We start from the raw sequence: 13614 nt of genomic DNA, 5'->3' as shown, positions 1-13614 counted from the left end.
AGGTGCTGCCGTGGCGGTGCGGGGGTCAGCGCGAGGTGTCGAAGACCTCGTCGCGGGTGGTGGCGAGCGCCGATTCCAGTGCGCCGCGCAGGACGGGGTGCTCGTGGACGTCGCCGACGACCAGCCGGGGGCGGGCCGCGGCCAGCTCCTCCAGCTCGGCCTGGACGAGGGCGCGCAGCACCTCGCCGCCGGCCGTCAGGGCGGAGCCGCTGAGGACGACGAGTTCGGGGTCGAGGACGGAGACGAGCGAGGCGAGGCCGGTGGCCAGCCGGGTCGCGTAGGTCTGGAGCAACTCCCGGTGGGGGCCACCCGCGTGATCGGCCGCGCGGGCCACGAGTGCGGCGGCCACGTCGGTGTACGGCCCCGACGGGATCTCGGTGATGCCGAGTTCACGGGCCAGCTTCGGTACCGCCTGGGAGCCGGCCAGCTCCTGGTAGCCACCGCTGTTGGCCTTGGTCACCTGGCGTACGAGGGGGGTGCCGGGCACCGGCAGGAAGCCGACCTCGCCGGCGCCGCCGGTCCAGCCGCGGTGCAGCCGGCCGCCGAGGACCAGGGCGGCGCCGAGGCCCTCCTGGTTCCACAGCAGCACGAAGTCCGCGTGGCCGCGGGCCGCGCCGAGCCGCTGTTCGGCGATGGCCGCGAGGTTGACGTCGTTCTCGTACTCGACCGGCATCGGGAGCGCCGCCGCGAGTTCGTCGAGCAGCGTGGGGGAGTGCCAGCCGGGCAGGTGGGAGGCGTAGCGCAGGCGCCCGGTGTTGGGGTCGAAGGCGCCGGGGGTGCCGATGACCAGCCGGTGCACGTCGGACCGGGCGAGGCCGGCGGCCTTCACGGCGCCGTCGAGGGCCTCGGTGACCTGCTGGACGACCGGCTGGGCGGGCCGTCTGCCCGGGGTGGGCAGCTCGTGCTCGCCGACCGTGCGGCCGGTGACGTCGGCGACCGCGGCCCGGATGCGGTGCGGGCTGACGTCGAGTCCGGCGGCGTACGCGGCACCGGGATCGACCGCGTACAGCTGGGCGTTGGGGCCCGGCCGGCCCTCGCTGGTGCCGGTGACCCGGACCAGCCCGGCCGCTTCGAGGCGGGCCAGCAACTGGGAGGCGGTCGGCTTGGACAGGCCGGTGAGCTTGCCGATCCGGGTGCGCGACAGCGGCCCGTGCGCCAGCAGGAGGTCCAGGGCGGCGCGGTCGTTCATGGCGCGCAGGACGCGCGGGGTGCCCGGCGTGCCGGCGGTTCCTGCCATGGGGTCGACACCTGCCTTTCCAGCCGCCCAGCTTCTCAGTGACCTGCGGATGACGTCCAGTCTTGATCACCGGCCGCCTGGAGATCACTGTTAGGAAACTTTCCTATTGGGGTGGGAGGAACGTAAGCCCAGGACGAAGAGGGCGTCAATAGACAACGCCCCCGAGGCAACAGAGTCGTTATCTCGGGGGCGTGGCCGTGCGGGCCCGTGCGGGGCCCGGGTCTACTCGCGGGTCACGGCGGCTACTTGACCGTCACGTGGTCGCCGGCGGACGTCTTCGCGGCCGTGGTGGCCGTACCGGCGAAGACGAAGCGGTACGTGCCGCTCCGGGTCGCCTTCACCGTGGTGGACAGGGCGCCCTTGGTGCCGGAGGTGATGCCCTTGACGTTCGCGTAGGAGCCGCCGTCCGCCTTGAACTGCAGGACGACCTTCACGCCCTGGTAGCCGCGGTAGGTGCCGTACTCCCAGTCGGCCCGGGTCAGGCTGCCCTTGACGGTGAGCGTCCGGCCCTTGACCGCGGGCTCCGGGGTGGCGTTCACGGTCAGCCGGGCGGCGCGCTGCAGCTTCACCGAGGCGAGGTTGCCCCACATGGTGATGTCGTTCTCGCTGTGCAGGTAGTCGTCCGAGAAGACGCTGTCGCTGTGGCCGTAGACGCCCGCCGCCTTCCAGGTGGTGGCGTCGGAGGCGTCGAACAGCGCCTCCTCGGGGTCGACGGTGACCTTCTCGGTGCAGTTCTCGGTGACCGTCGTGTCCGTGGTGGCGGCGGTCTTGCAGACGGGCGGGGCGTCGGGGCCGAGCTCGTTGTCGGCCGACCGCAGCGTGCCGCGGTACAGCAGCACCGCCTGGATGTTCTTCTCCTGGTCGATGACCAGGTCCTTGGGCCGGGTCAGGGTGTACGAGACCGGCACGGTCACCGTGGCGGTGGTGCCGACGGCCACGGCCTTGCCCTTGTTCACGGTCACGCCCGCGAACGTCAGGTCCGGCGCGTCGGCCGCGGAGGCGGCGGGCGCGGCCAGGCCGGCCAGGGCCAGGGTGCCGGACAGGGCGGCGCCTATGGCGAGCTTGCGCATGTTTCCCCACATTCGAGACGGGCCCCCGGGCGGCGTCGCGCTCCAGAGCAAGGGCCCGATGTGGAGGTGACCCTAAGCGATCACGAAATACGGAGACGAAGCGGGGTTCCTGTGAAGACGATCTTCCCCCCGGGCTCCCGTCCCGACGACCTCACGCGACTGGTTTCCGCTGGTCACGGCCACTACATTCGGTGCCCGGTGAGCGACGGGGGAGTGAGCGGCTTGAAGATGCGTCACATGCTGGCGGCGGCGGTGCTGCTGCCGGTTCTGGCGACGGGGTGCACGGCTCGCGCCCGGCACGAGGCCCGCGCGACACCCTCCGCCTCGCCGTCCGTGTCGCTCTCGCCCCCGGCGTGCGCGACCGGGGCGATCCGCTGGGGCGCGGCGCACCGGAAGTGGCGGCTCGTCGGGCTGTCCCCGGTGAAACGGCTGAACGCGGACGCGGGCCGGACCACCTTCCGGTACGCCCCCGTGCGCACCGTCGTCGCCCGGGTCGAGGCGAGGGACGCGAGGGTGTCCGGCCAGCGGGTGATGGCCCTGCTCGCCCGGCACCTGGGCCTGGAGAACGGCGAGCTGATGCCGCCGGGGGCGTCCACGGAGGACCACCGGCTGCGCGCGGAGCGCACGCGCATCCACGGGGCGGGCCGCTTCCTCACCGCCGAAGCGGTCCTGACCCTGGACGCGGGCTTCACCCTCACCTGCGCCGGCCGCACGGTCCGCGGCAGCGTCACCACCTGGCAGCAGAGCTTCGCCCAGGATGCCTTCCGCTGCGGCACCGACCCCGGCACGGACGCCTGGGCCCGGGAGGCCTACGAACGGGGCTGCGGCCCGCTCGGCAGCTGAGAGCCGCAGGCGCGGCGGCGCTACTTCGCCGGGGGTGACGGGCGCTGCGGGGTGAGCGGGGAGGCCGCTGCCGTCTGGGGGGAGTCCGCGTTGGAGTACACCGACGGGGCCGCCACCGCCGCCGCCGGGTCCGGGGTGTCCTCCAGGTCCTCGACGGCCGTGGCCCCGCCGACGATCCGGATGCTCGCCGCGTCGAACGCCCGCTTGATGCGCCAGCGCAGCTCCCGCTCCACCGTCACCGACTTGCCCGGCATCGTCCGCGCCGAGACGCGGACCACCATGGAGTCGATCAGCACGGAGTCCAGGCCGAGCACCTCGATCTGGCCCCACAGCAGCTCGTTCCAGGGCTCTTCCTTGCTCATCTTCTCGGCGACCTCGTCCAGCGTGCTCTTGACCCTGTCCAGGTCCTCGCTCGCCTTCACCGTCACGTCGACGCCGGCGGTCGCCCAGCCCTGGGAGAGGTTGCCGATCCGCTTGACCTCGCCGTTGCGGACGTACCAGATCTCGCCGTCGGCGCCCCGCAGCTTGGTCACCCGCAGCCCGACCTCGATCACCTCGCCGGACGCCACCCCCGCGTCGATCACGTCACCGACGCCGTACTGGTCCTCCAGGATCATGAAGACGCCGGAGAGGAAGTCCGTGACCAGGTTGCGGGCGCCGAAACCGATCGCCACACCGGCGACACCGGCGGAGGCCAGCAGCGGCGCCAGGTTGATCTTGAAGGTGCCCAGCACCATCAGCGCGGCCGTGCCGAGGATCAGGAAACTCGCCACCGAGCGCAGCACCGACCCGATCGCGGCCGACCGCTGCCGGCGCCGTTCGGCGTTGACCAGCAGCCCGCCCAGCGCGCCGCCGTCCACCTGCGCGGACCGGCCCATCCGGTCGATCAGCTTGCTGATCGCCCGCCGCACCACCGCTCTGAGCGCGACCGCCACGGCCACGATCAGCAGGATCTGCAGTCCCATGGCGAGCCACGTCGACCAGTTCTGCTCGACCCAGCTCGCCGCGTTCGTCGCGCTCTCCTGGGCGTCCTGGAGCGTCGGCACGGCCGGGGCCGTCGAACCGGAGGGGGACGGCGACGGGGACGGCGATGCACCGGCGGCCGACACGGCGGCGGGCAAGGACGACACGGCAGGTACCTCCAAGGTGCTGCGCGGTCCGTACCGGCAAGGCGGTCAAGGTCTGCAAGGTCACGAAAAGATCACCGGACGGACAGGACCACCACACTAACGGGGCATTGTGTGTGCCCCGCGCGGATCCGCCCAGGAGAGGCACAGGAGAGACAGGGCTCACCCTGGCTTGAACAGGTCATGATCCTGGGGATGAATGCGGTGTGGTCGAAAACACTCCCAGCCCGTTACCGGGACATGGTGGCGCTTCCACCAGGCATGAGGGGAGACTGACTGCAGATCGTCCCGGCGCGAGCCACGCGCCGCCGACGCCCAAGGAGGCACCCGTGCCGCATGTCCTGGTCCTCAACGCGTCGTACGAGCCGCTCGGCGTCGTACCGCTCCGCCGCGCGCTCGTCCTCGTCCTGGAGAACAAGGCCGTCTCCCTCGAGGAATCCGGCGCCTATCTGCACAGCGCAACCGTCACAGTCCCCGCACCCAGCGTGGTCCGGCTCAAGCGATTCGTGCGGGTCCCCTACCGCGGGCCCGTTCCTCTCACCCGGCGGGCGCTCTTCGCGCGCGACGGGGGCCGGTGCATGTACTGCGGTGGCGTCGCAACCAGCGTCGACCACGTCATCCCGCGCAGCCGCGGGGGCAAGCACGTCTGGGACAACGTGGTGGCGTCCTGCCGCCGCTGCAACCACGTGAAGGCCGACCGTCACCTCGTGGAGATCGGCTGGCGGCTGCGGCACAAACCGGCTCCGCCCACCGGTCTGGCCTGGCGCATCATCGGCACAGGTCACAGGGATCCGCGCTGGCTGCCCTACTTGCAGCCGTACGGCGCGGACGACGCCCTGGCCCGGATCGACGGCATCTCCGCCTAGTCGCTCCGGGCCGGTTGTATGGGGGCGGGCAGCCCCTCCTCGCGGCCGGCTGCCCCGCCCACCGCCTCAGGTGCGCGGCCCCTCGGGACGCGCACCCCGCACCGCGTACCAGGCCGTCCCCAGCGCGAACACGGCCAGCGCCGTCAGCCAGGCGCCCCGCTCCGCCCCCGGCTGCATCGGCCACGCCCACACCGTCGCCCCCGGCCGCCGGCCGCCGTGGAAGCCCAGGTACACCGCGAAGACGTAGGCGGAGGCCGGCAGCCAGCTCAGCCGGGCCCCGAGCAGGACGGCGGCGGCCGCCGTGACCCCCGTGCAGCCCAGCGTGTTGCGGACCACCGCGCCCGGTCCGAAGGGCCCCGGGTGCCCGAGGACGGCCAGGGGCAGCAGCGCGGCCGCGACCGCGGTCAGCGCCGCGAGCTGGGCCAGGCGCCGCGGCCACCACGGGCGTACGGCCGTACCGTCCAGCTCCGCCGAGGCCGAGTACAGACTCGCCCCGATCACCGCAGAGGCCAGCAGCGGGGCCGTCGCGACGATCACCACCCGGTGGTAGAGGTCCGGCCAGTCGTCCAGCCGCCCGGCGGCCCACACCGCGCACGCGGTCGTCGCGGCGAGGGCGGCCAGCGCGACGGGCACGGCCCGCGAGCGGACGTACAGCAGGGGACCGCGCAGCGAAGGAGCGCTCACAGGGCCGGCACCCCCTTCACGTCACAGCGGCCCGTCGTGGCGAAGTACGCCGACAGCCAGTCCCTGCGTTCGCCCGCGCTCATCGCCGCGAGGCGTGCCCGTCCGGCCTCCTCCCGGCGCTGTTCGGCGCGTTCGGCCTTGGTGCCGTCCCGGTACAGGTCGTCGAAGTGCGACTCGCCGGGGCTGGGCGCCAGATAGTGCTCGACCAGCTCGTCCAGTTCGGCCACCCGCGGATCGTCGCAGTTCCCGTGCCCCTCCAGCGCCGCGGCCGCCTCCCAGGCGTACTGCCGCGGATCGGTCAGCCGGCCCCGGACGACCGACCGCCCGATCGGCGTCACCATCGGCAGGTGCGCCCGGTCGTCCGGCCCGCCCGGCAGGTCGTCCCAGCGCTCCGGCAGGTTCTCCACCCCCTCCAGCTTGTCCGTGATGCCCGACAGCGCCTCCTTGACCTGCGGCAACAGACCCGCGTACCGGGCGTTGACGCAGATCGCCGGCGTGGTCGAGGTGTCACAGACCTGGCGTTGCGAGAGCGGATCGGGCCGCCACAGGCCGTCGCCGGTCTGCACCAGCAGCACGCCGGCGGCCACGGCGGCGGCCAGCGGCAGCAGGGCCGTCGCCCGGCGCCGGGCGGTGTACGCCAGCACGGCGGCGAGCGCCAGGCCGCCCGTCCAGGCGGCCATCGCCGCCGGCTGCCACCACACGGGCAGCTGGGCGTCGCCGACGAGGCGCGCGGGGCTCAGTTCGTGGCTCGGGTCCGCGGGGCTCCGCTCGAGCAGCCCCAGCCCCACGTACCCCGCGAGGGCCAGCAGCGGAGCCGCCAGCCGCGTCGGCACGACCCGGCCGAGCACCTGACCGGTCAGCGAAGCCGCCACCAGGGCCACCGTGTCCCCGGGCAGCAGCCCGAGCCGCGGCCCGCCGCCCAGCGCGTACGGCCGGCACGCGAGCAGCGCCAGTGCCACACCGGCCAGGTAGCCCAAGGCCACCCAGGCGGCCGTCGGGAGTGCCGAGGCCAGGAACCGCGGGAGCGGCGGCCGTGCGGCCGTGGCCCAGAGCTCCTCGGTACGGCGCCGCCGCTCCCGCCCGCCCTGCCAGCAGCCCGCGGCGGCGGCCAGCGGTATCAGGATCAGCAGCCCGGTGTGCAGGAGCGCGGCGGTCGCCCCCCAGTCGCCCTGCCACTCGTCCGCTTTGTAGCCCGTCATCACGCCGACCGTCAGCAGGACCGCGGCCCCCGCGAACGGCGCGAAGCCGCGTACGGCCTCCGCCCGGGCGGGATGCGGCGCGCGCCCCCGCGCCGCCGGCGCGCTCCGTTCGGTGACCGCGCTCATCACACCGCCTCCCGCGCGCCCGTGCCCGCCGCGCGGTGGGCCCGCAGCGCGGCGGTGTACCCGCGCTCGATCGGATGGTCGCCCGGACCGCCGGCGCTCTCGCCGAGCGCCGACAGCGCCTCGGGCGTGCCCCGGTAGGCGACCCGGCCGCCGTCGAGGAGGGTGACCTCGGTGCAGGCGGCGGCCACGTCCTCCACCAGGTGGGTGGAGACCACGACCGTCGCCGCCACCCCCAGCTCGCGCAGCAGCGCGCGGAACTCCACCCGCTGCTCCGGATCCAGCCCGGCCGTCGGCTCGTCGAGCAGCACCACGGCCGGGTCGTTGACGACGGCCTGCGCGATGCCGACCCGGCGGACCATGCCGCCGGACAGGGTCCGCACCTTCGCGTCGATACGGTCCTCGAGACCCACCCGGGCCACGGCACGCTCCACGGCGTCCGGCACCCGCTCGGCGGGCATCTCCTTCAGCCAGGCCATGTACGCCACGAACTCCCGCACGGTGAAGCCCGGGTAGTGGCCGAACTCCTGCGGCAGATAGCCGAGCCGGCGCCGCACCTCGGTCCGGCCGCGGTGCTCGGCGGTGTCCTCGCCGAGGATCTCCACCCGCCCGGCGTCCGGCCGGGCGACGGTGGCCAGCACCCGGATCAGCGAGGTCTTCCCGGCCCCGTTCGGCCCGAGCAGCCCGTGCACACCGGGGCCGAGGCCGAGGTCCAGGGAGTCGAGGGCGAGTGTTCTGCGGTGCCGGACCCGCAGGCCGGACACACGTATCGAAGTCAAGGTCTCTCCAGACGGATCACGTGAAGCGATGAAGGGTGGGGGGCCGGCGGGGCCGGGAGCGCCGGCCGCCGTCACCGGCCGAGCGGGCGGTCGTACACCGGGCGGCGGGCCGTCACCAGGACGGCGCTCAGCACGGCCGCCGTCGCCCACGCGCTCTGCGCGCCGACGCCGTCGAGGCAGCGGGAGAGCTGCTCGGCCAGCCGTGCGCCCGCCGCGCCACCGGATGATGCGGCGGGCACCGGGCCGAGGACGGCCAGCAGCCAGCCGCCGCCCGTCAGCAGGGCAGCCGTCCGGCACCCCACGAAGGAGGCCAGGGCCAGCGAGCCGAGCGCCAGCGCCAGCCCCGGCAGCAGCCAGGCCGCGGCGGCCGGGGCGCCGGACGCGGGCAGCAGCAGACCGGTGAGGGTCAGCAGCGGCAGGCTCACCGCGAGGACGGCGACCGTACGGGTGAGCGCGAGCCGCAGCCCGCCGCCCGGGGTGGCCGCGGCGACCTCGTGCAGCGGATCGGCGTGCGGACCGTAGGACAGGGCCACCCCGGCGACCGGCACGACCGGGGCGACGGCCAGCAGCAGCGCCCGCACCCCGGGATATCCGGTGCCGTACGCCAGGGCCAGCGCGCCGGCGGCCACCACGAGCACCGCGGGCAGCCACGCCCCGCGCACCGCGGGCCCGGCGGCCCACAGCAGCCGCGCGAACCGGTGGGGCACGTGCCGACGGGGCCGCCGCGCGGCGGGCGCCGCCGGCGCCGGGGCCGGCAGCGACGCCAGTACCGCGTCCCGTATCTCCGCGAGGACCGGCCCGGCCGCCGTGCCCCGCACCGCCTCCGACACCGTGGCCGCGCAGCCCCCGCAGCCCTCCACGTGCTTCTCCAGGGACCACGCCTCCGGCTCCGGCAGCACCCCCTCGGCGTAGCGGGCGGCGAGGTCGTCGGACACGTGCCAGACGCGCGCGTCGCCGTTCGTCGTTGCGTGCCTCATGCCGTGCCTCCCAGCGTGGACGGGTGCAGCAGGTCCAGTGCCGCCCGCAGTTCGGCGCGGGCCCGCCGGGCGCGGGACTTGACCGTGCCCTCGGGTATGCCGAGCAGCCGGGCCGCCTCCCGCGTGGTCAGCCCGTCCACGACGGTCGCGCGCAGCACCTCGCGCAGCTCGGGGGAGATCCGGTCGAGGGCGGCACCGACATCGCCGTACTCCAGCCCCGCCAGCACCCGGTCCTCCGCGGACGGCGCGGCGGCGGGCTCGTACCGCCCCGCCGAACCGGGCTCCAGCGGTGGCCCGGCGAACCGCGCGACCCGTTCCTGCGCGCGCCGGGCGTCGACCAGCCGGCGCGCGGCGATCGTCCACAGCCAGCCGCCGGCGTCCTCCCCGCGGTGCCCGGCCGCCGACCGCCACACCGTGACGAACGTGTCCTGCACCACCTCGCGCACGACCTCCGGGTCCGCGCACCGCCGGGTCAGCCGCGCGTGCAGCCAGCCCGCGTGCCGGTCGTACAGGGTGGCCATCGCGGCCGCGTCCCCCGCGGCCACGGCCCGCAACAGCGCCGCGTCCGCGCCGTCGTCCTTCTCCCGCTGGCCCCCCATGGGGCGGAACAGTCTCACACCTCCTCTATCGATCACCGGCCCGGCGACGGATCACCACCACCCCTTCCGGTGCTCCGGTAACGGCCACGCGTGCCGACGCCGTCATTGGGTAGGCCTGCCCTAAACCGTCAAAAGCCGCACCGTCGAAAAGGAGGCCCCAGTGGCCGCACCCACGATCCCGGCCCAGTTCAAACCCGTGGCGGAGCAGTCCGCCGACACCGACACGGTCCGCCTCTGCGTCTTCAGCGCGGAGAGCGCCTGCACCCAGGCCCCCCTCACCAGCGAACCGCCGCTGCCCGACGCCGAGCCCCTGACCAGTGAGCCCCCGCTCGCCGAGGCCGCCCCGCTGACCAGCGAGTCCGACCCGGTCCCGGACTGCTACGCCCCGGGGCTGTAGATGGCCGCGGGGCACGACGACGCGGAGCTGCCCGGGCCGGCCGGAACCGTCGCGGCCGGACCCGGCGACACGGGCGCGGCGTCCGCGCCCGCCGGTGAGGACCTCACCCGGCTCGCCGGGCTGCACGGGGTCGCCACCTCCTACAGCCCCGCGCCGGACCGTACCGTCGCGGTACCCGCCTCCGCCGTGGCCGCCGCCCTGACCGCGCTCGGCGTCGACGCGGGCACCCCGGACGCCGTCAACGCCGCGCTCGCCGAGCGGGAACGCGAACTGCGCGAACGCCTCCTGCCGCCGACGGTGGTGCAGTGGGCCGGCGCCGAGCCGCCCGCCGCCCTCGCCGCGCTGCCCCCGGAACCCGGCTGGACGTGCTGACCGAGGACGGGCAGCAGCGCGAGGGGACCGCGGGCCTCCCGCTCGGCGTCCACCGGCTCACCGCCCACGCGCCCGACGGCCGCACCGGCCGGGCCCACCTCGTCGTCGCCCCCGACCGCCTCCCCACCCCGCCCGGACGCTCCTCGGGCGTTCTCGTCCAGCTGTACTCCCTGCTCTCCCACCGCTCCTGGGGCATGGGCGACCTCGGTGACCTCGCCGAGCTCGCGAGCTGGGCGGGGCGCACCGCCGGAGCCGGGTTCGTGCAGGTCAACCCCCTGCACGCGGCCGTGCCCGGTGCTCCCACCGACCCCTCCCCGTACCGGCCCTCCTCCCGCCGTTTCCCCGACCCCGTGCACCTGCGGATCGAGGAGATCCCCGAGTTCGGCTACGTCGAGGACCGCGAGCGCCTGAACGCCCTGCTGGAGCGGGCCGGGCGGCTGCGGGAGGACGTGCTCGACAAGGGCGCGCTCATCGACCGGGACGCCGTGTGGGAGCTGAAGCGGGAGGCGCTGGAGCTGGTCCTCGCCGTCCCCCTCGGCCCCGGCCGGCAGGCCGCCTACGACGACTTCCGCGCCGCCCACGGCCGGGCCCTCGACGACCACGCCACCTGGTGCGCCCTCGCCGAGGTGTACGGCTCCGACTGGCACGGCTGGCCGGACGGGCTGCGCGACCCCCGCTCGCCCGCCACCGCCCGTGCCCGCGCCGAACTCGCCGGCCGGGTCGACTTCCACGCCCGCCTGGCCTGGCTCACCGACGGCCAGCTGCGCGCGGCCCAGCGTGCCGCCCGCGACGCCGGGATGCCGGTCGGGATCGTGCACGACCTCGCCGTCGGGGTGCACCCCGTCGGTGCCGACGCCTGGGCGCAGCAGGACGTGTTCGCCGCCGGCATGTCGGTCGGCGCCCCACCGGACGCCTTCAACGCCCGCGGCCAGGACTGGGGCCTGCCGCCCTGGCGTCCCGACCGGCTCGCCGCCTCGGGCCACGCCCCCTACCGCGAGCTCCTGCGCGCCCTGTTCCGGTACGCGGGCGCGCTGCGCATCGACCACGTCATGGGCCTGTTCCGGCTCTGGTGGGTGCCGCAGGGCAGCCCGCCCACCGAGGGCACCTACGTGCGTCACGACGCCGACGCCATGCTCGCGATCCTCGCCCTGGAGGCCACCCGCGCCGGGGCCGTGGTGATCGGCGAGGACCTGGGCACGGTCGAACCCGGCGTGCGCGAGGCGCTGCAGCGGCGCGGGGTGCTCGGCACCTCCGTGCTGTGGTTCGAGCGGGACTGGGAGGGCGACGGACACCCGCTGCCGCCCGAGCGGTGGCGCGCCGACTGCCTGGCCACCGCCACCACCCACGACCTGCCGCCCACCGCCGCCCGGCTCACCGGCGACCACGTCGACCTGCGCGACCGTCTGGGACTGCTCACCCGTTCGGCGGCAGAGGAGCGCGCCGAGGCCGCGGCGGACACGGCGGAGTGGCTCGCCCTGCTCGGCAGCCTCGGCCTGCTGGACAGCCCGGCGGCCGGACCGCCCGGCTCCGACGAGGAGGAGGAGATCCGCGCGGTCCACCGCTTCCTGCTGCGCACCCCAGCCCGGCTGATCGGGGTCTGGCTGCCGGACGGCGTGGGCGACCGCCGGCCGCAGAACCTGCCGGGCACCTGGGACCAGTATCCGAACTGGCGGCTGCCGATCGCCGACCGGGAGGGCAGGCCGGTGCCGCTGGAGGAGCTGACGGCGTCGCCGCGGCTGCGGGGTCTGCTGGAGGTGCTGCGGCCGTCGGCTGCGTCGGGTCCGTCGGCTGCGTCGGGCCCGTTGGGCTCGCCGGGAGCGCCGGGCTTGCCGGGAGCGCCGGGTCCGTCGGGCGCGCCGGGCGCGTGAGGAGGAGGGTCTGCGGTACGGCGGAGGGCGCGGCGTACGGCAGGGGCCGCCGGCGTGCGCCGGGCGCCGCGCGTGCGGTCGGGGCACCGGAGTGCGGTGCCGGAGTACGGCAGGGGCACCGGCGTGCGGTCGGGGCTGCGGCGTGCGCTCGGCGCGCTGTCGTTGCCCGGTGTTCCCGCCGCGAGGCCGCGGTCCCGCCCGGCGCGGAGGTGCTGCTAGGGCACCCCGGGCGCGCGGCCCCGACGACCGTTCGCTAACTTGAGTTCCGTGGACAAGAAGAACGCCCTGCGCGCCGGCGCCCTGGCCGCCGGTACGACGCTGATGATGCTGCTCATGTCGTCCCCCGCGCTCGCGCTGACCCGCGACGACGGCGACGACCCCGGCCCCGGCCTGAGCGTCATCCAGACGCTGGGCCTCTACGTGCTCCTCCCGGTCGCGCTGTTCGTGGTCATCGCCGGCCTGGTGATGCTGCTGGACAAGTCGCACGCCAAGAAGGACGACACCACGTCCAACATCCGGGCCAAGGCCTGACGACTGCTTCTCCCGCCGGGGCGCCCGTCCCACCCGCGGTACGCGCACACGCCGTACCGGGGTGAGACCGGCGCCCTCGGTGTTTTCGGCCGGAGGACGGGGCGGACCGGCCGGGGGACCGGCCAGGGATTCGGCTAGGGGTTCGGTGCCGTCAGGTAGCGCTGGACCGTCGGTCCGAGCCAGGCCACCAGTTCCTCCCGGGTGAGCGCGCGGGCCGGCGGCAGCCTCAGCACATAGCGGGTCAGCGCGAGACCCAGCAGCTGTGCGGCGCAGAGCGCGGCCCGGGCCGGCACCTGCTCGGGGTCGGGGCAGGCCTGCCGGGCCACCGGCAGCAGCTGCTCCCGGAAGATGCCCTGCATCCGCTCGGCCCCGGCCTCGTTGGTGGCGCCCACCCGCAGGACGGCCGTCAGCTCCTCGTTCTCCTCCCACAGGCTCAGGAAGTGGCCCACCAGCGTCCGCCCGATGTCGTCGCGCGGTACCCGGGACAGGTCGGGCAGCCGCAGATCCAGCGCGACGGCCGCCGCGAACAGGCCCTCCTTGCTGCCGAAATAGCGCATCACCATCGACGGGTCGATGCGCGCGTCCCTGGCGACGGCCCGGATGGTGGCCCGCTCGTACCCGTCGGCGGCGAAGCGCTCCCGGGCCGCGGCGAGGATGGCGGACCGGGTGGCGCCGGAACGGCGCGCCCGGCCGGTGACGCCCTCGCCGGATCCCTTCCCCGCCTGCTTCGTCCGCGCGCCGGACCGCTCCCCCTGCTGCTCCCCGGACTTCTCCCCGTGATCCCCGGGTTGATCCCCGGGCTGCGCCCCGGCCTGGTTCGTCTGTGTGCTGCCCGTCATGCCCACGAGCGTAGGCCAACACATGTGGGCCAACAAGTGTTGACCGGCGGACGCCCCCGTCTTACGCTTGCCAACAAGCGTTGACCAACCTTTGTTGGCCAAC

Annotated in this window: 13 protein-coding genes and 1 pseudogene; 5 read left to right on the top strand and 9 right to left on the bottom strand. The window is 75.1% G+C overall.

The window, feature by feature from the left end; all coding sequences use genetic code 11:
• Nucleotides 1-25: 25 nt before the first annotated feature.
• Nucleotides 26-1237: an ROK family transcriptional regulator gene (locus N8I86_RS14665; protein WP_073894021.1), complete on the bottom strand. Its 1212-nt coding sequence runs from the start codon at nucleotides 1235-1237 to the stop codon at nucleotides 26-28.
• A gap of 242 nt (nucleotides 1238-1479) precedes the next feature.
• Nucleotides 1480-2307 (bottom strand): hypothetical protein, encoded by an 828-nt coding sequence (locus tag N8I86_RS14660; RefSeq protein ID WP_263277954.1) that lies wholly within the window; start codon nucleotides 2305-2307, stop codon nucleotides 1480-1482.
• A 222-nt stretch (nucleotides 2308-2529) separates the two neighbouring features.
• On the opposite strand from N8I86_RS14660, the gene N8I86_RS14655 reads away from it, so the two are divergent.
• Entirely contained in the window at nucleotides 2530-3150 is a 621-nt protein-coding gene (locus tag N8I86_RS14655) for a hypothetical protein (protein WP_263277953.1), read from the top strand.
• Nucleotides 3151-3170: 20 nt separating this feature from the next.
• Here N8I86_RS14655 and N8I86_RS14650 read toward each other — a convergent pair whose 3' ends face one another.
• Complete coding sequence (locus N8I86_RS14650; protein WP_123437818.1) at nucleotides 3171-4280, bottom strand: mechanosensitive ion channel family protein; 1110 nt, start codon at nucleotides 4278-4280, stop codon at nucleotides 3171-3173.
• A 326-nt stretch (nucleotides 4281-4606) separates the two neighbouring features.
• Between N8I86_RS14650 and N8I86_RS14645 the strand changes: the two genes are divergently transcribed.
• Nucleotides 4607-5143: an HNH endonuclease gene (locus N8I86_RS14645; RefSeq protein ID WP_033526416.1), complete on the top strand. Its 537-nt coding sequence runs from the start codon at nucleotides 4607-4609 to the stop codon at nucleotides 5141-5143.
• Nucleotides 5144-5209: 66 nt separating this feature from the next.
• Here N8I86_RS14645 and N8I86_RS14640 read toward each other — a convergent pair whose 3' ends face one another.
• The 5 genes from N8I86_RS14640 to N8I86_RS14620 all read right to left on the bottom strand — a co-directional run bounded on the left by N8I86_RS14640 (nucleotide 5210) and on the right by N8I86_RS14620 (nucleotide 9504).
• Entirely contained in the window at nucleotides 5210-5827 is a 618-nt protein-coding gene (locus N8I86_RS14640) for a hypothetical protein (RefSeq protein ID WP_404830808.1), read from the bottom strand.
• Complete coding sequence (locus N8I86_RS14635) at nucleotides 5824-7152, bottom strand: hypothetical protein (protein ID WP_263277952.1); 1329 nt, start codon at nucleotides 7150-7152, stop codon at nucleotides 5824-5826. Before N8I86_RS14635 ends, N8I86_RS14640 begins: the two co-directional genes overlap by 4 nt.
• Nucleotides 7152-7928, bottom strand: coding sequence for an ABC transporter ATP-binding protein (locus tag N8I86_RS14630; RefSeq protein WP_263277951.1), 777 nt, complete (start codon nucleotides 7926-7928; stop codon nucleotides 7152-7154). The genes N8I86_RS14635 and N8I86_RS14630 overlap by 1 nt, the downstream gene beginning before the upstream one ends.
• Before the next feature lie 71 nt (nucleotides 7929-7999).
• Nucleotides 8000-8905: a zf-HC2 domain-containing protein gene (locus N8I86_RS14625; protein WP_263277950.1), complete on the bottom strand. Its 906-nt coding sequence runs from the start codon at nucleotides 8903-8905 to the stop codon at nucleotides 8000-8002.
• Nucleotides 8902-9504, bottom strand: coding sequence for an RNA polymerase sigma factor (locus tag N8I86_RS14620; RefSeq protein WP_073894010.1), 603 nt, complete (start codon nucleotides 9502-9504; stop codon nucleotides 8902-8904). Before N8I86_RS14620 ends, N8I86_RS14625 begins: the two co-directional genes overlap by 4 nt.
• A 160-nt stretch (nucleotides 9505-9664) precedes the next feature.
• On the opposite strand from N8I86_RS14620, the gene N8I86_RS14615 reads away from it, so the two are divergent.
• The 3 genes and pseudogenes from N8I86_RS14615 to N8I86_RS14605 all read left to right on the top strand — a co-directional run bounded on the left by N8I86_RS14615 (nucleotide 9665) and on the right by N8I86_RS14605 (nucleotide 12672).
• Nucleotides 9665-9901 (top strand): hypothetical protein, encoded by a 237-nt coding sequence (locus N8I86_RS14615; protein WP_073894009.1) that lies wholly within the window; start codon nucleotides 9665-9667, stop codon nucleotides 9899-9901.
• Nucleotides 9902-12141, top strand: a pseudogene (malQ, locus tag N8I86_RS14610) (4-alpha-glucanotransferase).
• Nucleotides 12142-12408: 267 nt separating this feature from the next.
• Nucleotides 12409-12672 carry a hypothetical protein gene (locus tag N8I86_RS14605; protein WP_073894006.1) on the top strand — a complete coding sequence of 88 codons (264 nt, stop codon included), beginning with the start codon at nucleotides 12409-12411 and terminating at the stop codon, nucleotides 12670-12672.
• A gap of 134 nt (nucleotides 12673-12806) precedes the next feature.
• On the opposite strand, the gene N8I86_RS14600 is transcribed toward N8I86_RS14605, so the two are convergent.
• The gene (locus N8I86_RS14600; RefSeq protein WP_263277949.1) at nucleotides 12807-13511 is read right to left on the bottom strand and encodes a TetR/AcrR family transcriptional regulator; all 705 of its coding nucleotides are present in this window, start codon (nucleotides 13509-13511) and stop codon (nucleotides 12807-12809) included.
• Between the last annotated feature and the right edge of the window lie 103 nt (nucleotides 13512-13614).

This window comes from Streptomyces albidicamelliae, from assembly GCF_025642175.1.
Taxonomy (GTDB): Bacteria; Actinomycetota; Actinomycetes; order Streptomycetales; family Streptomycetaceae; genus Streptomyces; species Streptomyces albidocamelliae.
The sequence above is the reverse complement of the archived record's forward strand: the minus strand, read 5'-3'. Positions and strand labels throughout refer to the sequence as shown.